At 50.2% G+C, this 21,872-nt stretch carries 18 protein-coding genes; 17 read left to right on the top strand and 1 reads right to left on the bottom strand.

Annotation, left to right across the window (positions count from 1 at the left end):
- Positions 1–151: 151 nt before the first annotated feature.
- From ACFPYJ_RS21790 to ACFPYJ_RS21770, 5 genes are all read left to right on the top strand, one after another.
- Positions 152–1,096 (top strand): ketopantoate reductase family protein, encoded by a 945-nt coding sequence (locus ACFPYJ_RS21790; protein WP_379190479.1) that lies wholly within the window; start codon positions 152–154, stop codon positions 1,094–1,096.
- 23 nt (positions 1,097–1,119) lie between these two features.
- Positions 1,120–1,515 (top strand): DUF3397 domain-containing protein, encoded by a 396-nt coding sequence (locus ACFPYJ_RS21785; protein WP_379190328.1) that lies wholly within the window; start codon positions 1,120–1,122, stop codon positions 1,513–1,515.
- Between the two features lie 168 nt (positions 1,516–1,683).
- On the top strand, positions 1,684–3,333 hold the full coding sequence (gene bshC, locus ACFPYJ_RS21780; RefSeq protein ID WP_379190327.1) for a bacillithiol biosynthesis cysteine-adding enzyme BshC: 1,650 nt from the start codon (positions 1,684–1,686) through the stop codon (positions 3,331–3,333).
- A 20-nt stretch (positions 3,334–3,353) separates the two neighbouring features.
- Entirely contained in the window at positions 3,354–4,625 is a 1,272-nt protein-coding gene (locus tag ACFPYJ_RS21775; RefSeq protein WP_379190326.1) for an adenosylhomocysteinase, read from the top strand.
- A 161-nt stretch (positions 4,626–4,786) separates the two neighbouring features.
- The gene (locus ACFPYJ_RS21770) at positions 4,787–5,911 is read left to right on the top strand and encodes a DUF4349 domain-containing protein (RefSeq protein WP_379190325.1); all 1,125 of its coding nucleotides are present in this window, start codon (positions 4,787–4,789) and stop codon (positions 5,909–5,911) included.
- Positions 5,912–5,979: 68 nt separating this feature from the next.
- On the opposite strand, the gene ACFPYJ_RS21765 is transcribed toward ACFPYJ_RS21770, so the two are convergent.
- Positions 5,980–6,228 carry a hypothetical protein gene (locus ACFPYJ_RS21765; RefSeq protein WP_379190324.1) on the bottom strand — a complete coding sequence of 83 codons (249 nt, stop codon included), beginning with the start codon at positions 6,226–6,228 and terminating at the stop codon, positions 5,980–5,982.
- A 225-nt stretch (positions 6,229–6,453) separates the two neighbouring features.
- Between ACFPYJ_RS21765 and mraZ the strand changes: the two genes are divergently transcribed.
- The 12 genes from mraZ to murB all read left to right on the top strand — a co-directional run bounded on the left by mraZ (position 6,454) and on the right by murB (position 21,872).
- Positions 6,454–6,891 (top strand): division/cell wall cluster transcriptional repressor MraZ, encoded by a 438-nt coding sequence (gene mraZ, locus ACFPYJ_RS21760; protein WP_379190323.1) that lies wholly within the window; start codon positions 6,454–6,456, stop codon positions 6,889–6,891.
- Between the two features lie 59 nt (positions 6,892–6,950).
- Positions 6,951–7,883, top strand: a complete 933-nt coding sequence (gene rsmH / locus ACFPYJ_RS21755; protein ID WP_379190322.1) for a 16S rRNA (cytosine(1402)-N(4))-methyltransferase RsmH — start codon at positions 6,951–6,953, stop codon at positions 7,881–7,883.
- Positions 7,884–7,938: 55 nt separating this feature from the next.
- Positions 7,939–8,343, top strand: a complete 405-nt coding sequence (locus ACFPYJ_RS21750; protein WP_379190321.1) for an FtsL-like putative cell division protein — start codon at positions 7,939–7,941, stop codon at positions 8,341–8,343.
- A gap of 11 nt (positions 8,344–8,354) precedes the next feature.
- Positions 8,355–10,550 carry a penicillin-binding transpeptidase domain-containing protein gene (locus tag ACFPYJ_RS21745; protein WP_379190320.1) on the top strand — a complete coding sequence of 732 codons (2,196 nt, stop codon included), beginning with the start codon at positions 8,355–8,357 and terminating at the stop codon, positions 10,548–10,550.
- A 125-nt stretch (positions 10,551–10,675) separates the two neighbouring features.
- On the top strand, positions 10,676–12,616 hold the full coding sequence (locus ACFPYJ_RS21740; protein ID WP_379190319.1) for a stage V sporulation protein D: 1,941 nt from the start codon (positions 10,676–10,678) through the stop codon (positions 12,614–12,616).
- Between the two features lie 341 nt (positions 12,617–12,957).
- Entirely contained in the window at positions 12,958–14,442 is a 1,485-nt protein-coding gene (locus ACFPYJ_RS21735; protein WP_379190318.1) for a UDP-N-acetylmuramoyl-L-alanyl-D-glutamate--2,6-diaminopimelate ligase, read from the top strand.
- Positions 14,442–15,860 (top strand): UDP-N-acetylmuramoyl-tripeptide--D-alanyl-D-alanine ligase, encoded by a 1,419-nt coding sequence (locus tag ACFPYJ_RS21730; protein WP_379190317.1) that lies wholly within the window; start codon positions 14,442–14,444, stop codon positions 15,858–15,860. Before ACFPYJ_RS21735 ends, ACFPYJ_RS21730 begins: the two co-directional genes overlap by 1 nt.
- An 11-nt stretch (positions 15,861–15,871) precedes the next feature.
- A complete protein-coding gene (gene mraY / locus ACFPYJ_RS21725) occupies positions 15,872–16,828 on the top strand; it encodes a phospho-N-acetylmuramoyl-pentapeptide-transferase (RefSeq protein WP_379190316.1) in 957 nt (318 codons plus the stop codon).
- 265 nt (positions 16,829–17,093) lie between these two features.
- Positions 17,094–18,530, top strand: coding sequence for a UDP-N-acetylmuramoyl-L-alanine--D-glutamate ligase (murD, locus tag ACFPYJ_RS21720; RefSeq protein WP_379190315.1), 1,437 nt, complete (start codon positions 17,094–17,096; stop codon positions 18,528–18,530).
- A 45-nt stretch (positions 18,531–18,575) separates the two neighbouring features.
- Complete coding sequence (gene spoVE, locus ACFPYJ_RS21715) at positions 18,576–19,673, top strand: stage V sporulation protein E (RefSeq protein ID WP_379190314.1); 1,098 nt, start codon at positions 18,576–18,578, stop codon at positions 19,671–19,673.
- Positions 19,674–19,679: 6 nt separating this feature from the next.
- On the top strand, positions 19,680–20,792 hold the full coding sequence (murG, locus tag ACFPYJ_RS21710; RefSeq protein ID WP_379190313.1) for an undecaprenyldiphospho-muramoylpentapeptide beta-N-acetylglucosaminyltransferase: 1,113 nt from the start codon (positions 19,680–19,682) through the stop codon (positions 20,790–20,792).
- A gap of 174 nt (positions 20,793–20,966) precedes the next feature.
- Positions 20,967–21,872, top strand: a complete 906-nt coding sequence (gene murB, locus ACFPYJ_RS21705; protein ID WP_379190312.1) for a UDP-N-acetylmuramate dehydrogenase — start codon at positions 20,967–20,969, stop codon at positions 21,870–21,872.

Raw genomic sequence — 21,872 nt, 5'->3', positions numbered from 1 at the left:
TGCCTCAGCCTATGGCTGAGGCAGCATTCATTCAGTGATTGGTTTGCCTCAGGCCGAATCCCGTTAAACCGACAAGGTTTAACGGGATTTTTTGTATATGATCTGTTACCATGATAGAAAATGCTGAAAAGGAAGATGAAGGTTGCGGATCATGATTGTCGGCGCTGGTTCCATTGGATTGATGTATGCCTCAAGACTGGCACGCGCTGGAATAAGCGTTTCATTAGTGACGCGTTCGGCCGGTCAGGCCAGCGCTTTGAACAAATACGGAATAACTCTTGAAGAACAGGGCAAGAAGAGCCAGCATCCCATTCCAGCCTTCGTAATGGGCAGTCTTGACGTCTTAACGGATGAACCAACCGGTTTCTGGTGGCCAAATGATCACGACTGGATTTGGCTCACCGTCAAGCAGACGCATCTGGATTCGAATTTAATAAGCCAGTTATCGTCATTGACCGCTCAAGGAGCCTCTTTATTGTGCCTGCAAAACGGTATTGGCCATATGGAGAAGCTGGGGGCTGCGCTGCCGAATACCCCGCTGTATGCGGCCATTTCGACAGAGGGTGCGCTTCGTATGGATGATACAACAGTTATTCACACCGGACAAGGCAGATTAACTGTTGGGGCCTGGCCCAAATCCCTTAATACTGGGGAGCAAATGCAAAAAATGTTACTGGAATCGTTAGATCTTGCAGGAATTGATGCAGAACTGTCGAATGAAATGGTTAACCGTCTCTATGATAAATTGTTGATAAATGCTGTAATTAATCCGCTTACGGCCATTTATGGCGTAAAAAACGGAGATTTACCTCAGGACCCAGTGAGATTGAAGCTGATGATGGCGGTTCATGCCGAAAGTGAAGCGATCCTGACCGCTGCCGGCTGGCATTCTCCAGTGGACTCTTGGGAAAGGTTACTTTCCGTTTGCAAACAGACAGCGCGTAATGAATCATCGATGCTTCGGGATGTGAAGGCTGGACGGTTAACCGAGGCAGATTGGATTAATGGCGGAATAGCTGCGCTTGCAAAGCGTCTCCATATCCCCGCACCATTGAATGACGCAATGACGGTATTAATTAAATCGTTAATCATTTAGAGATAGCGAAGGAGCGGACCGAGATGCTGTGGATTTGGGAAAGTATAAAACATGTCTACGCCACTCTGGCCGTTATTCCGATTATTCCTTTTTTGCTGGTATATTTTGGTCTCGGAGCTTTTACGGGTGATCGCAAGAAAGCTTTCCGCACAGCCATGGATGTAACAACAGCACTTCTGATCGGCTGTGTTGCCGTTTTATTTGATCGTATCTTTCACAGCTCCTTTGGACTGTACGGAATCCTGCTTATTTTCTTGCTTGGCGCAGGACTGCTCGGCAATGTGCAGTATAGATCGAAAGGAAATATCAATGTCCGGCGGATTACGAGAGTGATTTGGAGGCTGGGATTTTTTATGATGGGGCTCTTCTATGTGGTGCTCATGTGTATCGGCATCGGCAAAAGCTTCTTCAATATCTGATTTTCTTTCGAGTTTTATTCATTTATCGGATCGTCTTCCTCATCGCAAGGAGGGCGTTTTTTTTTTGACGGTGCGCGATAGGTTGTGTACAATGAAAAAAGATCCTAATTGCTTTTTGAAATCATATAAGTCATCCTACGTGAATGCTCAGAAAGGTTGATATTGTCCATGGAAATCGAATCGGTTCAGCTGCCTTTCGGTCAGCCGGTCACCGAGGCATACATAAGTCGAACTGAGCCTGAGCTGGAGTCATTATTCGGCAGCCATCCTGCAGAAGATGGGGATTGGAAACGAAGAGCGAAATGGCTCAAAGATCAATCGGGAAGCCGTGTTTCGGCAAAAAGCTTGGCGGCTGTGCTTGCTCGGTATAATCGGAAGTTTAATAACAGTGCAGAAGTACATTCATCCATTGAAGCTATTGCAGCAGGAGCTCCTGTTGTTGTGGGCGGTCAACAGGCAGGATTGTGGACAGGGCCGCTTCTTGTCATTCATAAAGCGATATCGGTTATCTCTGCAGCGAAACATGCAGCGAAGGTAACAGGGCAAGCTGTAGTTCCTGTGTTCTGGATCGCAGGAGAAGATCATGATTGGGATGAAGCGAACCATGCGCATATCCTTAATCCGGACAATCAATTGGTCAAAATCGCTGTTCCAAGACCGGATGGGTCCCGAACATCGGTAAGCCGCAGCAAAGTGACTCAGGAGGTTATGCTTGAAGCGGCCCGGCTCCTGGGGGAGACGCTACCGGACAGTGAAAATAAACGTGAATTGTTAGCTCGTTTAACCACTTTTGCTAAACAATCGGAGACATTATCCGAGTGGTTCGCACACACGCTGGGTTGGCTGTTTGGCAAAGAAGGGCTCGTTCTTCTTGATTCCGATGACCCGGAGCTTCGCAAACTGGAGGCTCCAATGTTCAAACGGATCATGGAACGCAATGATGAGCTGGAATCGGCCTACAGGCGCGGAGCAGATATGATTCGCCAGCATGGCTATGAACCGCAAGCAGAAGTTGCTGAGGACAGTGCGAATTTATTCTTATTTCAGGGCGAGGACGATGAAGCTCCCGGCGAGAGAACGCTGCTGTTTAAGCGGGATGGCCGATTTGTGAATCGTAGAGGGACGGTATCGTGGACAGGCAGCGAGCTGCTTCGTATCGTTGAAGAGACGCCTGAACGATTCAGCAACAATGTTCTGACACGGCCGTTAATGCAGGATTATGTGCTGCCTGTTCTTGCAGCTGTGCTTGGATCCGGCGAGATTGCTTACTGGGCATTAACGGCTCCTGCCTTCCGTTCCTTTGATATGCAGATGCCCATTATACTGCCGCGCATGTCTTTTACTTTGGTGGAAGCTGCAGTTACCAAGCATATGATGAAGTACGAGCTGTCGTTTGAGGATGTTGCGTACCGGTTTGAAGCCTATAAAGAAGCCTGGCTTAAAGAACAGGATGAGCTTGACATCGATCATCATTTCGAAGCGGTTAAGCAGCAGTTCTCTGAGCTGTACCAGCCAATTGTAGAGCTGGTCTCGGCAGTGGAAGGCGGCCTAGCCAAACTGAGCGAAACGAATAAACAGAAAATAATGGAGCAAATTGAGTTTCTGGAGTCGCGAACGAGGGATGCGCATGCAAGAAAGCATGAAGCCGTCATTCGCCAGCTGGACCGGATTGCAGTATGCTTATGGCCGGATGGTAAACCGCAGGAGCGGGTGATCAATTGGACGGTGTATTGGAACCGCTACGGTTCTGCTTGGCTGGAGAAGCTGCTTGAAGCACCCTTTGACTGTCTTGGCGGTCATCGGATGATTTACCTATAGAGAGGATGTCGAAGAGAGAAATGACAGTAAACGCAAAAGAAACAAGCATCGTAACTGACCTGTCGCTCGCGCCTGAAGGTCATTTGAAAATTGAATGGGTAGCCGCACATATGCCGGTATTGAACCGGATCCGTGAGCAATTTGAGAAAGAGCAGCCGTTCAAAGGGTTAAAGGTTGCCATTTCCCTCCATTTGGAAGCTAAAACGGCATATCTTGCTAAAGTCGTGCAAGCAGGCGGAGCTGAGGTTACGATTACGGGGAGCAATCCATTGTCCACGCAGGATGATGTGTGCGCTGCATTAGTTGAGGACGGTATTACCGTATTCGCTAAATACAATCCAGAGCCCAAAGAATATAAGGAGCTGCTTGTTAAAGCACTTGAAACGAAGCCGGATCTGATTATCGATGACGGCGGCGATTTAGTATCCATTCTGCATGCAGAACGTCCTGACCTGCTGGCTCAAATTCGCGGCGGGGCGGAAGAAACAACAACCGGCATTCTTCGACTCAAAGCGATGGAGAAGGACGGATCATTGAAATTCCCAATGGTTGCCGTAAATGATGCTTTCTGTAAATATTTGTTCGATAACCGTTATGGCACTGGACAATCCGTCTGGGATGGCATTAACCGGACGACTAACCTGGTCGTTGCGGGTAAGACCGTTGTTGTCGCCGGCTACGGCTGGTGCGGCAAAGGGGTTGCGATGCGTGCAAAAGGTCTTGGCGCTAACGTAATCGTGACAGAGATCGATTCGATTCGCGCAGTTGAAGCCTATATGGATGGATTCACGGTGATGTCGATGCTGGATGCGGCAAAAGTCGGCGATTTCTTCGTGACTGTTACCGGGAACCGGGATATCATTCGCGGCGAACATTACGAAGTGATGAAAAACGGCGCTATTTTGTCCAATGCCGGGCATTTTGACATTGAAGTGAATAAGCCGGAACTTGAGGCATTGTCCTCAAGCAAACGCACCGTGCGTAAAAACATTGAAGAGTATCAGCTGAAGGACGGACGCAGCATCTATCTTCTCGCAGAAGGCCGTCTGGTAAACTTGGCTGCAGGCGATGGCCATCCTGCAGAAATCATGGATATGACGTTCGCACTGCAGGCGATGTCGCTTAAATATGTGAATGATCATTACGAATCCATTGGTGCTAAAGTCGTTAACGTTCCATACGAGCTTGACGAACAAGTTGCACGCTTCAAGCTCGAGGCGCTGAACATTGGAATCGATAAGCTTTCAGTTGAGCAGAAGAACTACCTCGAAAGCTGGGCAGAACACGAATAATTCCTTACCGTCAATCATATGAAGCCGCATGGGCACGGATTTCTTTCATGGAATCCGAGCTCATGCGGCTTTTTAATTTTAATGGGTATCATTGCAACATCTTCCATCTGCTTAACGTTAAGTAGGTACGCAAACCAAAACAAATATAGGGGGTTGCCCGTATGGAAGAGAGGAAGAAAGGCCTGAAGTGGTCAATCGCAGTAATGGCAGTCGCAGTTTCACTCCTGATGGCATCAGGATGCTCGTCCAGCAATAAGGATGCCGATACCGCCAGCAGTAACGCCAAGAGCAATATGTCCACTGACAATTCGGGTACGGACAGTTCAGCTGCTATGGATAAGACGAGCTCAACAGAGAGTGCATCTGTCGAACAGAGCGATCAATCCGCCGAACCTACTTCGAATACGGCTGCTGAGCATGCGAATGCAGCGGGAGCAAGCTTCGGGTCGGGCTTATCGAGCTCAGACTCCACGCTTGCTTCGGAGGAGGGAATGAACCGCAAGGTAATTTACCGTTCCAACGTTTCCATGGAAGTCGGTGACTATGCCAAAGCTCAGACCTTGCTCAAAAATATTATCCATGTATCCGGAAGCTACCTGCTTCAATTTGCAGATCAGAAAACCTCTTCAGAGATCGGCGGCACGTATACGATTAAGGTTCCGCCTTCCAGCTTCGATACGTTCCTTACAGAGCTCGAGAAGATCAAGATCAAGGATGGTGTTTTCGAAAAAACCATTCAAGGAACGGATGTTTCGGAGGAATATGTGGATTTGGAATCCCGGCTTAAGGCGCGGCAGGTTGTCGAAGCGCGCTTGCTTTCGTTTATGGAAAAGGCAGTAAAATCCGATGATTTGCTGAGAATATCGAGCGAGCTTGGCGGTGTTCAAACCGAAATCGAACAAATCAAAGGAAGAATGCGGTATTTGGACAAAAACGTCGCTTTTTCAACGGTAGAACTGAGGATGTATCAGCAAATGGTGGCAGCGGCGGCTGTCGTAAAAGAGGAGAATCCGGCTTTTCTGGATCGGCTGCAAAACGCCATGTCGGGAAGCACAAAGGTGATCTATGCGTTCGTGCAAGGGTTATTTATCTTCTTGGCGGGTGCGCTGCCTGTTTTGCTGCTTGTTGCAATTCTGGGAATCCCGGTTTACTACGCTTATCGAAGCAACCGCAGGAGAGCTGCAGCAGCAGGGGCCGGAACAGGGACAGCAGTCAGGGTAGAGGAGCAGCTCGGTTTACCGGACCCCCCACTTACAACCACGAACAAGGAAGAAGATCCTAATTAATCCTTTCTTAAATCAACCAAAGAGCTGCATCGCAAGCCTTCATCGGCTTTGTGGTGGCAGCTCTTTTCTTATTGCACAGCGGATTGTCGGCGGCCCGCTTGTTTAAGAGCACTTCGAATCGCCGCCTCTTTGGCCAATCGCTTTCTCTCCTCTTCAGACCCGCCGGCAAACGCATGGGAACGGAATAATTCGATAAGCGCATTCTCGCTTGCAGCAGCGGCGTCTTTCTCATTGCCAAGCAGGTAATGCGCTACCTGAAAGCAGTGCTCTTCAAAGGCACGAAGCAAATCTATCCTTGGATCCGTAACAGCATTCATAGCGATATTAGGCTCCTTCATCAATTCGTCCGGAGTAGGTTGGTTTTAGTTTACACGATTAGTCAGAGGCAAAAGTTTCAAAACTGTAACAAGTTTAATCCCGTGAAATATTTTTGAAAAAATAAGCTGCCGAGCAGGAATTGCCTTTTGGGTGGCGAATACATCAAACCTAGTGGTGAAAAGTGGGACTAAGTGGAGGATTTGGGGGAAGAGGTGGAGCGGCCAATGTTTATGGGAGAATATCAGCATAGCATTGATGACAAAGGCCGAATTATTATCCCTGCCAAATTCCGTGACCAGCTTGGCGACCATTTTGTTGTCACCCGGGGCCTTGATAATTGTTTGTTCGTTTATCCGATGAGTGAGTGGGGCATATTGGAACAGAAGCTGAAATCACTTCCCATGATGAAGTCCGACGCCCGGGCTTTCTCGAGATTCTTCTTCTCGGGAGCAACGGAATGCGAGCTGGATAAGCAGGGAAGGGTGAACTTGCCCAATACGCTATGCGACTACGCCAAATTAGACAAGGATTGTATTGTCCTTGGCGTCTCCAATCGGGTGGAAATCTGGAGCAAACAAATTTGGGAAGGCTACTTTAAGCAGTCAGAAGAGACATTTAACGATATCGCAGAGAAGCTTGTGGATTTTGATTTTAATTTCTAGATCGCTGGCCGACATACGGGCATTGGAAGAAGCGACCTTAGAGCCGGGAGGGCAACAACTTGTTTCAACATATAACAGTGCTCAAGGAAGAAGCCGTCGATGGGCTGGCTATCAAACCAGGCGGTATCTATGTCGATTGTACGTTAGGCGGCGCAGGACACAGTGAATTAATTGCATCACGTCTCTCGGCCGGTGGACGGCTCATTGCACTTGATCAAGACGATATTGCTCTTGAAAACGCACGTATCCGCTTAGCTCCTTACATGGATCAGGTTACATTGGTGAAAAGCAATTTCCGTTACTTAGAGCATGTTCTGCGTGATCTTGGAATTGATGGTGTCGATGGGGTTTTATTCGATCTGGGCGTTTCAAGCCCGCAGCTTGACGAGGCAGACCGCGGTTTTAGCTATAACCATGATGCTCCGCTGGATATGAGGATGGATCAGGACAGCATGCTGAGCGCGAATGATATCGTCAATACATGGGATGAACGGGAAATTTCGCGGATTCTAACGAATTATGGCGAAGAAAGATTCGCAAGACAAATCGCCCGTAAAATCGTTCAGGCCCGAGAGCAGAAGCCGATTGAAACAACCGGCGAACTCGTTGAGCTTATCAAGTCCGGAATCCCTGCAGCTACGCGCCGCACAGGGCCACATCCAGCCAAGCGGACCTTTCAAGCTTTGCGAATCGCGGTTAATGATGAGCTTGGCGCGGAAGAAGAAGCACTTGAACAAACGGTGAATGTGTTGAAATCTGGCGGAAGAGCGTCGGTTATTACGTTCCATTCACTCGAAGATCGGATTTGCAAGCAGCTTTTTGCGAAATTTGTTGAAAAATGCACTTGCCCTACTGACTTTCCTTTATGTGTTTGCGGCGGCAACGGCAAGCTGAAGCTGGTGAACCGCAAACCGGTTGTACCGAGCGAGGAAGAGCTGGAACTTAATCCGAGAGCGCGCTCAGCGAAGCTGAGAGTAGCCGAGAAACTGTAAAATAATCATTTTTTATAGATCATCATTTAGGGAACAGAAAGGATGAAGGAACTACATGGCATATGTGAATGGCAACTTGGCCTTACAGCCTAAACGCAAACCGGATCAGAAGCAGAAAAATTTCCGTGAGACAAGAAAAGTCGTCGTTAAACGCAAATCGATCCCTGTACAAGAGAAATTGCTCTATATGTTTACAATTCTCGTATGTGTAATTGTGGCTGGAGTTATTATTATGCGCTATGCTCAAATCTACCAAATGGATTTGGAGATCAAGAACCTGACCAAGCAGCAGGCCCAAATGGAAACCGATATGGTTGAATTGAAAAAACAAGTTGCCCTGAACAGCAGCCCGGAGAAAATCAAAGAGAAAGCTGCACAAATGGGCTTCGCTGCACCGGATGACGAGCCTATCAAAGTAAATACCGCCGCCAAAGAACCGATCGCCATGAAAAAGGAATAGGGGCAGAGGCTATGACAAAAAGGATAAAACTGCGTACTTTGTTGGTTGGAGGGCTCATCACCCTCCTTTTTGTTGTTTTAGTAGGCAAAGTCTATACCGTGCAAGTCGTGAATGCGGACTTCTGGTCGGAGAAAGCGCGTGAATTGTGGTCGAAATCAGAGAAACTTCTTCCGGTTCGCGGGAACATAACGGATCGTGACGGGGATGTGCTTGCGATGGATGTTGCTGCATATACGGTAGTCGTCAAACCGAAAGTCCTGCAAAAGCTGAAGATCGAGGATATCGTGGTCAGCAAGCTGCATCTCATTCTGGACAAGCCGGAATCAGAGATTCGCACGATTATCGAGGCGAAGCAGAAGGACGGCAATTATTACGAGCAGCGGGAGATTCGTAAGGAAGGCTACAAGATTGATAAGGCGGTCGCAGATCGAATCACCAGCTTTCAGAAGGAGCTTGAGGTTCAGACCAAGCAAGATGATGTCGGTGTCTTTCTGCAGAATGAAACCAAACGCTATTATCCTAAAAATAATTTGGCCTCCCATATTCTTGGTTATATGGACAAAGAGGAACATCCGGTTATGGGGCTTGAGGCTGCATTGGACAAGCAATTAGCCGGCGAGGCAGGCGAGATTAAGTATGAGAGAGACGGGAACGGCGTTATTCTTGAGAACGGCACGGTAAGCTTCAAGCCTTCCCATGACGGGGATAATGTCAAGCTGACAATCGATACCGAGATTCAGCATTACGTCGAAGAAGCGATTAAGGCAGCTTATGTGAAGTACCAGCCTAAGAGTATAACAGCGATAGCCGCTGATCCTCAAACGATGGAAATACTTGGCATGGCGAATCTTCCTGATTTCAATCCGAATGAATATTGGAAGGCGAGTCCCGAAGGATTCTATGATCATTCCATCAAGTCTTTATATGAACCGGGTTCGACATTTAAGATTGTAACCCTCTCAGGTGCCGTTCAGGAAGGCTTGTTCCATCCGGATGAAAAGTATAAGTCCGGCGCTATCAATATTGCCGGCTCCTTGATTCACGATCATAACCGGGTAGGCTGGGGAACAATTACGTATTTAGAAGGTCTGAAACGGTCCAGTAACGTCGCATTTGTTAAGCTTGGCTACGAGCAATTGAAAGATGAGCGTCTGCTGGGGTATATAAAGAATTTTGGTTTTGGTAAAAAAACAGGAATCGAACTGAATGGAGAAATTGCGGGGGCAATAACCCCGAAATACGCGACGGAATATGCGACGGCAGCTTTCGGACAAGGTAAGGTTCAAGTTACGCCTATCCAGCAGGTCGCTGCTGTTGCGGCTGTTGCCAACGGCGGCAAGTTAATGGTTCCTCATCTGGTCAAAGAGATCGAAGATCCGGTTACGGGGAAAGTAACGGTGACGGAGCCGACAGTCATCCGTCAAGTCATTTCGGAGCAGTCGGCCAATCTGGTGGATGAATATCTGGAGCAGGTTGTTTCCGATCAAGAGATCGGGACAGGGGCAAATGCTTATATCCCAGGCTACCGGGTTGCGGGCAAAACAGGTACCGCTCAAAAGGTTGAAACGAATGGCAAAGGATATTCCACGGATAAATACGTCGTTTCTTTCATCGGATTTGCACCGGTAGGCAATCCGAAGATCGTCGTGTATGTCGTCGTCGATGAACCGAACGATAAATACGCAGGCGGCGGCTCCGTTGCCGCTCCAGTATTCAAGGATATTGTCCTGCAAAGCTTGCGTCATATGGGTGTGAGCCCGATTACAACAACAGCTGATGGGCAGAAACAGAAGGAGCAGACCGTTGTTGTTCCTGAACTGGCTGATCTGAGCTTGGCGCAAGCGAAGACACAGCTTAAATCACATACTCTTGATTATGAAATCGTAGGAAAAGGCAGCACGGTCCTGCAGCAGATTCCGAAGGCGAATACGGCCGTGGCGCCTAACCAGCGTGTGTATTTGCTTACCGAGGATCGAAGCAAGCTGCCGATCCCGAACATGAAGGGGCTCTCTTTGCGGGACGCGCTTGAAATCTGTTCCATTTTACAAATGCGATGCTTCACCGAAGGAGAAGGGTTTGTCACCTCCCAAATACTGGCTAAGCAAAACGGGGAAAATGTCTTAAAGCTGATTCTTGCTCCGCCGGATACGGAGTCACTAACACCTCCTGCTGATAAAGTAGATGATGGCAAAAGCACGAATGAGTGAGGCGCCAGCACAGCAGACGAGCCAAGATAGCTTGTTCTAACCGATTTTTTCTCCGAATAGGCTTGGATTAAGAAGCGGAAGGACGAGATGTCCCCGTTTACGAGCCGTTCGGAGGGGATGCTAAGGTGAAGGTTTCAAATGTTACGGTAAGGAGACGGTTGTTCTCTGCGCTGATTATTGCTGTCGCTGCTTTCTTGCTGCTTGCTGTCCGTCTCGGTTACGTGCAGCTGTGGAAAGGGCCGGAGCTCTCGGCAAAAGCAGAGAATTCATGGCGGCGAGAAATTCCTTTTTCTGCCAAACGCGGTGAGATCTTGGACCGAAACGGCGAGAAGCTTGCGTATAATATAAGTTCTCCGACCATTATGGCGATTCCAGCTCAAATAAAGGATGCCAAAACGACAGCCGCGAAAGTCGCCAGCGTACTCGGGATCATGGAAGATAGTGTGTACACAACGATTAAGAAGAAGCAGCTGATTGTCCGTATTCAGCCTGGCGGCAGGAAGATCACAACAGAGAAGGCGCAGGAAATCCGCGATCTCGATTTACCGGGCATCGTGGTGGCGGAGGATAACAAACGCTATTACCCGCTCGGCAGCTTTGCTTCCCACGTACTTGGCTTTACAGGAATCGATAATCAAGGTTTGACCGGCATTGAAGCCAAATACAATGATCAGCTTGAAGGGATCAATGGGAATATTTCGTTCTTATCCGATGCGAAGGGGCGGCAGATGCCGGGCTCTTCCGATACGTATTTGAAACCGAAGGACGGGCTTAATCTAGAGCTCACCATTGACAAGCAGATCCAATCCATCATGGAGCGGGAGCTTGATCAGGCTATGGTCAAGTTCCAGGCGGACGATATCATTGCGATCGCGATGGATCCGACTAACGGGGAAATTCTGGGTATGGCCAGCAGGCCGAGCTACGAACCGGATAAATACCGCGATGTCGATCAGCAGGTGTACAATCGGAATTTGCCCATATGGATGACCTATGAGCCCGGGTCAACCTTTAAGATCATTACACTAGCTGCGGCAATAGAAGAAAAGAAAGTCAATTTGAAAAATGATTTTTTCTTCGATCCGGGATTCATTGAAGTTGGGGGAGCAAAGCTCCGGTGCTGGAAGAATGGCGGACATGGCAGTCAATCCTTCCTTGAAGTTGTTCAGAACTCTTGTAACCCTGGTTTTGTTACGCTGGGCAACCGGCTTGGCAAAGAGAAGCTGTTCAGCTATATCAAGAATTTCGGCTTCGGGACGAAGACCGGGATTGACCTTGGCGGTGAAGAGAACGGAATTATGTTCAAGATGAGTCAGGTCGGACCGGTAGAGCTTGCAACGACTGCGTTTGGGCAGGGCGTATCAGTAACGCCGATTCAGCAAATTACAGCCGTTTCGGCAGCGGTTAACGGAGGCACGTTATATAAGCCGCATGTCGCTAAGAACTGGATTAACCCGGAGACGGGGGAAGTCGTTGAATCCATTCAGCCAGAGGCAGTGCGTAAGGTCATTTCGGATAATACGAGTCAGCAGGTGCGTGAGGCACTTGAAAGTGTCGTCGCAAAAGGAACCGGTAAGAATGCGTTTATCGACGGTTATCGTGTCGGCGGCAAAACCGGTACAGCCCAGAAAGTAATTAACGGCCGATACTCCCCCAATGAGCATATCGTATCTTTCGTTGGTTTTGCGCCGGCTGATGATCCTAAGATTGTCGTTTATGTAGCCGTGGATAATCCGCAGGGGATCCAATTCGGAGGCGTTGTCGCTGCGCCGATTGTTCACAATATTTTGGCGGACGCGCTGCCGTATATGGGTATCGCTCCTCGTCAGAATCAGATTTCAAGAGATTATAAGTATGGTGAAATTCCGATTGTTACCGTTCCTAACCTGGTAGGCAAAACGGTCTCCGACATCTATGAGGATTTGAATATGAACTTCAATCTCTCATCTGCAGGCACCGGAGATACGGTGATCCGTCAGTCTCCCGCAGCAGGAGCAAGGGTTGACCGCGGTTCCACGATTCGAATTTATTTGGGCAAGGAAGATGATGAAAGCCATAATCATTGACTATAATGATAAAAAGCGGCGCAAAAACTTAAGAATATGCTTACGAGGTAGTTTTTGCTCCGTGATTCCAATCGGAATCACGGGGCAGAGCCACGCAAAAACTTAGGGTTATGCTTACGAGGTAGTTTTTGCTCCGTGATTCCAATCGGAATCACGGGGCAGAGCCACGCAAAAACTTAGGGTTATGCTTACGAGGTAGTTTTTGCTCCGTGATTCCAATCGGAATCATGGGGCAGAGCCACGCAAAAACTTAGGGTTATGCTTACGAGGTAGTTTTTGCTCCGTGATTCCAATCGGAATCATGGGGCAGAGCCACGCAAAAACTTTTAGGAGGGCAAATCATGCAGCTACAGCAGCTTGCCTCGTTGCTTTCAACGGGTCGTCTAGTAGGAAATGGGGAGACCGAGATTGGAGGCATTCAAATTGATTCTCGAAAAGTCGCACAGGGTGACCTGTTTATATGTTTGCAAGGCCACACGGTAGATGGCCATAAATTCGCCCCGCGGGCAGTAGAGAGCGGGGCTGCCGCGCTCGTCGTAGACCGGGTGCTTGAACTCGATGTGCCTCAGCTGGTTGTTAAGGATACGCGCCTTGCAATGGCGATTCTTGCCGACAGCTATTTCGGCCAGCCTAGCCATAAGCTCAAGCTCATCGGCATTACCGGAACGAACGGTAAAACGACGACCACCTACCTCATTGAACAAATATTAAGCGATGCCGGATATGCCCCAGGTGTTATTGGGACCGTCGAAATGCGCTATAACGGACAGTCGCTCCCCATGTCGGGTACGACTCCGGAAGCGCTTGATCTGCAGCGGTATTTGGCAGCTATGGTTGATGCTGGAACAGATTATTGTGCGATGGAGGTATCCTCGCATGCACTTGAGCAGGGCAGAGTGAAAGGCAGCAGGTACCGGACGGCGATATTCACAAATTTGACGCAGGATCATCTGGATTACCATGGTACAATGGAAAACTACGCGGCTGCCAAGGGACTGCTTTTTTCCCGTCTTGGCAATGAATATGCGGTCTCGGAGGCGGAACGCTCCTATGCCGTGTTAAATGCAGACGATGCGGCTTCCAAAGAATTTGCCCTCCTGACTTCCGCTGAAGTACTGACTTACGGCGTCGATCATGAAGCCGATGTAAGGGCCTCGAATATTAGGATAACGGCTCATGGTACTTCTTTCCATCTGGAGTCGTTCAAAGGCAAAGCCGATATTATGCTGCAGATGGCCGGCAAGTACAATGTTTATAATGCGCTTGCGGCGGTCTGTGCCGCACTGATTGAGGGGATTCCGCTTGATCGGATCAAGCAGAGTTTGGAGGCTCTGCCCGGTGTTCCGGGAAGAGTTGAGGCCGTTAAGGCAGGCCAGCAATTCGCCGTTATTGTGGATTACGCCCACACCCCGGATGGGCTGGAGAATGTGCTCAAAGCGGTGAAGGAGTTCGCGGCGGGACGGATTATTTGCGTATTTGGCTGCGGCGGCGACCGTGACCGGACCAAGCGCCCGATTATGGGTAAAATTGCCGCTCATTATGCGGACTACGCGATCGTAACTTCCGATAACCCGAGAACGGAAGATCCGGAGCTTATTTTGCAGGACATTGAGGCTGGACTAACAGAGGATGGGGTGGACAAATCCCGCTACGAGCTGTTAGCTGACCGCCATGCCGCCATTCAAAAAGCGGTTGAAATGGCCAGCCCTGACGATGTAGTATTAATTGCGGGAAAAGGCCATGAAACGTATCAATTAATCGGCGGGCAAACCTTCGATTTTGATGACCGCGAAGTGGCGAAAGAAGCGATAAGGGGCATTTTATAGTGATAAAACGATCGATAGGCGCTATTGCCGCCATGTGCGGCGGAACGTTAGCCAATGAGAATCATATGAATGCTGAAGTCATGGTCTGCGGCGTGACGACAGATTCCAGGCGGGTCACGGCAGGTCAACTGTTCATTCCGCTTGTCGGCGAAAACTTCGATGGACATGAATTCGGAGCGGATGTATGGGACAGCGGCGCTGCCGCAATACTCTGGCAAAAGGATCGGCCCATAGCCGAAGCCTTGGTTGATGCACCGCTGATATTGGTTGATGATACGCTTGCCGCGCTGCAGAAGCTTGCTTCTTCGTACCGGGATGAGCTTGATCTTCGTGTGGTCGGTATTACCGGAAGCAATGGCAAAACAACGACGAAGGACATGGTCGCGTCGGTGCTGTCCGGTTTTTTTCGCGTGCACAAAACAGCAGGTAACCTCAACAATCACATCGGCTTGCCTCTGACCGTGCTGCAGCTGGATGAGAGTATCGATATTGTCGTGCTGGAGATGGGGATGAGTGGTTTCGGTGAAATCGAGCTGTTAACCATGATCGCAAAGCCGGATATTGCGATTATTACAAATATCGGTGACGCTCATATGCTGCAGCTTGGTTCCCGTGAGGGAATTGCAGCGGCGAAGCTGGAGATTGCCAAGGGTCTTCGCAGCGGGGGGCTGCTGCTTACGAACGGAGATGAACCTCTGCTTTGCAAAGCTGTACCGGAGTTGATTCTGGATCCATCTGTACAGCTCCAAACCTTTGGTTTATCCGAGAAGAATGATTGGTCGGCAGCTCATATAACAGTGGACGTCTTGTCGTCGACCTTTGATGTCGTACAGGATGATCGGCTCTCCAAGGTGACGCTGCCCGTTCCAGGCCAGCATAATGTATCCAATGCACTTGCGGCTGTTGGGGCTGCTAAATGGTTTGGCGTCCCGGACGAACAAATCCTCGAAGGATTAAATAGTCTTCAGCTTACAGGTATGCGCATCGAGCCGCTTCGTGCGTATAATGGTGCGATGGTGCTCAATGATGCTTATAATGCAAATCCAACGGCAGTTCGCGCTGCGGTCGATCTTGTGGCGCAGCTAACCGGATATCGGCGCAGATGGCTGGTGCTTGGGGATATGCGTGAGCTGGGGCCCCGGGAAGCGGTGCTTCATTCGGAGATCGGAGCTTATATTACTCCGGATAAAGCGGAAGCGGTGCTGACATTTGGGGAGTTGTCCTTAAATACAGCCGCAGCTGCAAAGAAGCAGTTAAAGCAGGACGGTGCTCAAGAAGCGCCTGTCAAAGCTTTTCAAGATAAAAACGAACTTATCGAGTATCTGCGGGCGAATTTGGACCCCCGGGATCTCGTGCTTGTGAAAGGATCACGCGGCATGCGGATGGAAGAAATCGTCCATGACTTGCAGCGCGTATAAAAGGTGAGGTTATGGACATCAAGGTCATTCTATTGTCAATCGGCGCTTCGTTCTTGCTTGCGGTTCTAATCGGACCTTTGTTCATTCCGCTGCTGCGGAGGCTTAAATTCGGACAGCAGGTCCGAACCGACGGCCCGCAGAGCCATTTGAAGAAATCGGGTACGCCAACCATGGGCGGCATTATCATCATGCTCGCATCGCTGCTTGCCTTTCTCAAATTCTCTGACAAGACCTCGGAGTTCTGGGTGCTGCTGATCTCCTCGCTCGGTTTTGGCCTGGTTGGATTTCTCGATGATTATATCAAAATCGTATTCAAGCGCTCGCTCGGATTAACCGCGCGTCAAAAGCTGTTCGGACAACTTGTTTTTTCAGTTATTATTTGCGTCCTTCTCTACCAAATGCATCACAGCACGGCAATCGACATTCCTGGAACGGGCATATCCTTTGATATTGGCTGGTTCTATTATCCTTTTGTTGTCATCATTCTGTTTGCGACAACCAATGCAGTCAATTTCACCGACGGTGTCGATGGATTACTGGCAGGCTCAGGGGCGATCGCATTTGGTGCATTCGCTATCCTTGCTCTGCATGCAAGCGAGCATGAGTCAGCGATTTTCTCTGCTGCAATGATCGGCGGAATGCTGGGATTTCTGGTCTTCAACGCTCATCCGGCAAAAGTGTTCATGGGCGACACGGGCTCACTCGGAATCGGAGGCGGCATGGCGGCAGTAGCGATACTGACCAAAACCGAAATACTCCTCGTTCTTATCGGGGGTGTATTCGTTATTGAGATGATCTCGGTCATCCTGCAGGTGGGTTCCTTCAAACTAAGAGGCAAGCGGATCTTCAAAATGAGCCCGATCCATCACCACTTCGAGCTCTCCGGCTGGTCTGAATGGCGCGTAGTTACCACCTTCTGGTTCGTAGGCCTAGTCTTCGCCGCCATCGGCATCGTGTTGGGCCGCTAACCCTTAGTCTTCCAGACAAAGCACAGTCCCGCAAAGGGACAAGGCAGCGCAGCTGCCGGCGCACTTATTCTTTCCAACTATCGCATTAAAGCGTGTCCCGTATGGGACGAAAGCGGTCATACGCACCAAACTCTCTAAGCGCATCTCTGCAGCTCCAACGTTACACCATTCCGGGTGTCCAGAGGGCGGGAGCCCCCGGAATCCCCCTTTCGAAGGGGGACTTAGGGGGATCAGATCATGCCACACATGAAAGGATAACCAAACCATGAATAATCCGGCCTCTTACCGGGACCAGCACGTCGTTGTGTTAGGCCTTGCCAAGAGCGGCGTAAGCGTCGCAAAGCTGTTCCATAAACTCGGTGCAATCGTCACCGTCAACGATCAAAAGGAACGCCATTTAAGCCCCGAAGCGGACGAGTTGGAAGCTTTGGGTGTTTCTGTTATATGTGGAGGACATCCGGATGGGTTGATTACGGCCGAAACGGCGCTGGTCATCAAGAACCCAGGAATTCCCTATAGTTCTCCGCCTGTCCGCCAAGCGATTGAGCTTGGTCTTGATGTGGTTACAGAAGTAGAAGTCGCTTATCTGATCAGCCAGGCGCCGATCATAGGCATCACCGGCTCCAATGGAAAAACAACCACAACCACATGGATCGGCGACCTGCTGGAAGCTGCCGATCGTAATCCGATTCTTGCGGGCAACATCGGGACACCGCTTTGCGAAGCGGCTCAGACTGCATCTGCAGAGGATTGGATTGTAGCCGAGCTGAGCAGCTTTCAGCTGAAGGGAACGCAGCAGTTCCGTCCGCGCATATCCATTCTGCTGAACGTCGCCGAGACGCATTTGGATTACCATGGCGGAATGGAGGATTACATAGCCTCTAAAGCAAAGCTTTTTGCGAGCCAAACGGGTGAGGATACAGCGATTCTGAACGCGGATGATCTCGTTTGCCGTGAATTAATGGCCGGCGGGCTTATCCAAGCATCGATTCTTCCATTCTCAACGACTCAGGAACTATCATACGGTTTCTTCATAACGCCGCCGTTCCCGGAAGATTTAACAACGCCGGAAGGGGAAGAGGAGCGCCTGATAGTGTGGCGCGATTCCGAGGGATTCACCCATAAGCTCCTGCCTGTCCGCGAGCTCGGCATACCGGGCCGGCACAACGCAGCGAATGCACTCGCTGCTGTGGCTGCATCCTTTGCTGCCGGCGCAGAGCTTCCTTCACTCATTGAGCCGCTGCGTGAATTCCGAGGCGTTGAGCACCGTCTGGAGCACGTCTGCGAGCGTCACGGCGTGACCTATTACAACAATTCCAAAGCGACGAACTCGGTTGCAACAATCATCGCGCTTCGCTCTTTCCCGGGTAATATTGTACTGATTGCCGGGGGGCTTGACCGGGGAGTTGATTACTTAGAGCTGGTACCCCATCTCCGTGACCAGGTGAAGGCTGTCGTCGCACTGGGCCAAACGCGCAATAAAATTGCCTATGCAGCTGAGCTAGCAGGTTTAACGGACATCATTATCGTCGAACCTGAGGAGAACGCCGAAGCTGTACTGCAGCAAGCAGTACGCGAAGCCGCCTCTATCGCGAAGCCCGGAGATATCGTTCTGCTGTCTCCGGCCTGCGCAAGTTGGGATATGTTCAAATCCTACGAGCAGCGGGGGCGCATTTTTAAACAATCGGCGCATACGTTGTAAGTAGGGGGCTCGTCCCTACTTACGCATGCAAGAGGTGTTTGCTCTATGGCGAAAGCCAGATCTGCTCCGGATGTATGGATGATTGTTTCGATTCTGCTCATACTCGCCATCGGTCTAGTGATGGTGTACAGCGCGAGTGCCGTTCTTGCTTTTCATGAGTTTGGCGATAAGTTTTACTATGTCAAAAGACAAATGCTCTTTGCTGCTCTGGGGATTGGCGCGATGTTCGTGGCGATGAACGCAGATTATTGGATTTGGAAGAAATGGTCGCGCCTTGGTCTGCTGGTTTGTTTCTCTCTGCTCGTCATCGTGCTTATCCCCGGGATCGGTGTCGTTCGCGGCGGTGCGCGCAGCTGGCTTGGCATCAGCTCCTTCGGCATTCAGCCTTCGGAATTTATGAAGCTGGCGATGGTCATGTTTCTGTCCAAAATGCTGGCTGAGAAGCAGCAAACCGTCACCCTGTTCACGAAAGGGCTTTTACCGCCTCTGGGAATTTTAGGTCTGGCTTTCGGGCTTATCATGCTGCAGCCGGATCTGGGTTCAGGTGCTGTAATGGTCGGTGCCTCGCTAATCGTTATATATACAGCCGGTGCAAGACTTGCCCATCTGGGCTCTCTTGCAATGATCGGCGTTGCGGGGCTTGTCGGTCTGATTCTGGCAGCGCCTTATCGCATGCTGCGGATTACAGCCTTTCTTGACCCGTGGTCGGATCCGCTGGGCTCAGGCTACCAAATTATACAGTCGTTGTACGCGATTGGCCCTGGCGGGCTGGTAGGGCTGGGGCTTGGGATGAGCAGGCAAAAGTTTAACTACCTGCCTGAGCCGCAGACCGATTTTATATTCTCCATCGTCTCGGAAGAGCTGGGGTTTATCGGAGGGGCGGCGATAATCCTCTTGTTCGCCATCTTGGTATGGCGCGGAATGCGTGCAGCTATAGCGGCTCCCGATACGTTTGGAAGCCTGCTCGCCGTCGGAATCGTCGGTATTGTAGCGGTTCAGGTATTCATTAACATAGGTGTCGTTATCGGCATGCTTCCGGTAACAGGGATCACGCTTCCGCTGGTTAGCTATGGGGGCTCATCTTTGACGCTCTTATTGACATCGCTGGGGATTTTACTTAATATATCGCGTTATTCGAGGTGACATTATATGCGTATCGTATTGACCGGCGGCGGAACCGGCGGGCATATTTATCCCGCTCTGGCAGTCGGCAAGCAGGTGCTTGCGGATATCCCGGGTTCTTCTATTTTATATATCGGCTCCCCAAAGGGGCTTGAAAGCCGGATTGTTCCGGCTCAGGGTATCTCTTTCGAAGCGGTTGAGATCACTGGTTTCAAACGAAAGCTATCGCTTGATAATGTCAAGACCGTCATGCGCTTTCTTAAAGGCGTACGACGGTCAAAGCAGCTTCTAAGGGAGTTTAAGCCTGATGTTGTTGTAGGTACGGGTGGCTACGTGTGCGGTCCTGTCGTTTATGCGGCTGCCAAGCTTGGAATTCCGACTTTGATTCATGAACAGAATGCCGTGTCTGGCTTGACCAATCAGTTTCTGACCCGCTACGCAAGCTGTGTAGCTGTCAGCTTCAAGGATTCACTGCCGCAGTTCAAACGATCCAAGCATGCGGTCTATACGGGGAACCCCTGTGCAACGCATGTGGTGCGTGCGAGCAGAGATAAAGGTTTTGCATCACTTGGCCTGCCTTCTGGAAGCCGGGTTGTCTTGATGGTCGGAGGCAGCCGAGGCGCGAAAGCAATTAATGATGCAATGGTGGAAATGGTGCCGCTTCTGGATCAGCTGCGGAATGTCCACTTTGTGTTTGTAACCGGAGAAAGCTATTATGAGCAGACGATGAACCGGATGAAGCAGGGCAGAAGCAGCCTGCCCTCCACACTTCAAGTGCTGCCTTATTTGCATAACATGCCGGAGGTGCTCGCTGCATCCGAGCTTGTCGTTGGCCGTTCCGGCGCTTCTTCGCTCGCTGAGCTGACGGCGCTTGGGATTCCTTCCATCCTGATACCATCGCCTAATGTGACGAACAACCACCAGGAGGCCAATGCGCGAAGCTTGGCAGAGGCTGGTGCGGCAGAGATGATTATCGAGAAGGATGTAACAGGGCAAGTGCTTTTTCAGAGAATCAGCGCGATTATGAACAACAGCAAGCAGCTCTCGGATATGAAGCAGGCTGCGCTGAAGCTTGGTATGCCGGAGTCGGCTGCGCTTATTAAGAATGAACTGATGAAATTAACGAAAACAAGTAAATGATAGCCTGTCATATAGGCGATTGTCACACACCTGTGCTGGAGGGCATATTATACTTCATAATCGTGACCGTCACCCGGAGGCCCATCGCCTTGCGTATAAACAGCAGGAACGGGACGTCCGGATCGGGTAACAGCACCAGGGTTTCAATCGTCACAGCACAAGGAGGTACGGCAGATGAAGGCATTTTTGGCGGAACTGAAACAAACGGATGTAGGAAAAGTCATGTATGACGAACCGCTCTCCGAATATACAACATGGAAAATCGGAGGGCCTGCAGACGTTCTTATCATTCCGGAAAACAAAGATCAGCTCGTATCGGTCGTCAAGCTGCTCCATAAGCACGAGGTCGAGTGGACCAATATCGGGCGCGGCTCCAATATGCTCGTTCGCGATAAAGGAGTCCGAGGTGTCGTTATTCAACTGGGCGCAGGATTCGATTATGCGCAATTTGATGGCAAACTCGTCCATGCGGGTGCCGCTTATTCCTTAATCAAGCTGTCTGTTCTATCAGGCAAAGAAGGATTGACCGGTTTGGAATTTGCAGGGGGGATTCCAGGATCGGTCGGCGGGGCCGTCTATATGAACGCCGGCGCCCTCGGGTCGGATGTGTCACGTATTTTCAAATCAGCTGAGATTGTACTGGAAACAGGGGAATTGGTTCGCTATGGAATCGAAGAAATGGGTTTTTCCTACCGACATTCCGTCCTTCACGAGCGGCCGGGCATCGTTGTGAACGTCACATTGGAGCTTGAGCAGGGTGACCGCAAAGAGATCACGGCAACGCTGGCAGCCTACAAAGAGCGTCGTCTGCGCACGCAGCCGCTTCAGATGGCGTGTGCGGGCAGTGTTTTCCGCAATCCGCCTCACGATTTTGCCGCAAGGTTAATTCAAGAGGCCGGCTTGAAGGGATTGCGAAGCGGTGGAGCCGAGGTTTCGACGCAGCACGCTAATTTCATTGTAAATGCAGGGCAAGCGACGGCTGAAGACGTTCTCACCCTGATGGCCACTATTCGAACTACAATCAAAGAGCAGTATGGCGTTGATTTGGTACCGGAAGTGCTGGTTGTGGGTGAGCGGTAA

It is taken from the genome of Paenibacillus solisilvae (assembly GCF_042656405.1).
Classification (GTDB): Bacteria; Bacillota; Bacilli; order Paenibacillales; family Paenibacillaceae; genus Paenibacillus_Z; species Paenibacillus_Z solisilvae.
The sequence above is the reverse complement of the archived record's forward strand: the minus strand, read 5'-3'. Positions and strand labels throughout refer to the sequence as shown.

Excerpts from the sequence above, each read along its gene's own strand:
- ACFPYJ_RS21750 (WP_379190321.1), top strand. The coding sequence starts at position 7,939 with ATGGCATATGTGAATGGCAACTTGGCCTTACAGCCTAAACGCAAACCG.
- spoVE (WP_379190314.1), top strand. The coding sequence starts at position 18,576 with ATGGCGAAAGCCAGATCTGCTCCGGATGTATGGATGATTGTTTCGATT.
- ACFPYJ_RS21765 (WP_379190324.1), bottom strand. The coding sequence starts at position 6,228 with ATGAATGCTGTTACGGATCCAAGGATAGATTTGCTTCGTGCCTTTGAA.
- ACFPYJ_RS21790 (WP_379190479.1), top strand. The coding sequence starts at position 152 with ATGATTGTCGGCGCTGGTTCCATTGGATTGATGTATGCCTCAAGACTG.
- bshC (WP_379190327.1), top strand. The coding sequence starts at position 1,684 with ATGGAAATCGAATCGGTTCAGCTGCCTTTCGGTCAGCCGGTCACCGAG.
- mraY (WP_379190316.1), top strand. The coding sequence starts at position 15,872 with ATGGACATCAAGGTCATTCTATTGTCAATCGGCGCTTCGTTCTTGCTT.
- ACFPYJ_RS21745 (WP_379190320.1), top strand. The coding sequence starts at position 8,355 with ATGACAAAAAGGATAAAACTGCGTACTTTGTTGGTTGGAGGGCTCATC.
- murD (WP_379190315.1), top strand. The coding sequence starts at position 17,094 with ATGAATAATCCGGCCTCTTACCGGGACCAGCACGTCGTTGTGTTAGGC.
- ACFPYJ_RS21775 (WP_379190326.1), top strand. The coding sequence starts at position 3,354 with ATGACAGTAAACGCAAAAGAAACAAGCATCGTAACTGACCTGTCGCTC.
- ACFPYJ_RS21770 (WP_379190325.1), top strand. The coding sequence starts at position 4,787 with ATGGAAGAGAGGAAGAAAGGCCTGAAGTGGTCAATCGCAGTAATGGCA.
- ACFPYJ_RS21735 (WP_379190318.1), top strand. The coding sequence starts at position 12,958 with ATGCAGCTACAGCAGCTTGCCTCGTTGCTTTCAACGGGTCGTCTAGTA.
- mraZ (WP_379190323.1), top strand. The coding sequence starts at position 6,454 with ATGTTTATGGGAGAATATCAGCATAGCATTGATGACAAAGGCCGAATT.
- ACFPYJ_RS21785 (WP_379190328.1), top strand. The coding sequence starts at position 1,120 with ATGCTGTGGATTTGGGAAAGTATAAAACATGTCTACGCCACTCTGGCC.
- murB (WP_379190312.1), top strand. The coding sequence starts at position 20,967 with ATGAAGGCATTTTTGGCGGAACTGAAACAAACGGATGTAGGAAAAGTC.
- murG (WP_379190313.1), top strand. The coding sequence starts at position 19,680 with ATGCGTATCGTATTGACCGGCGGCGGAACCGGCGGGCATATTTATCCC.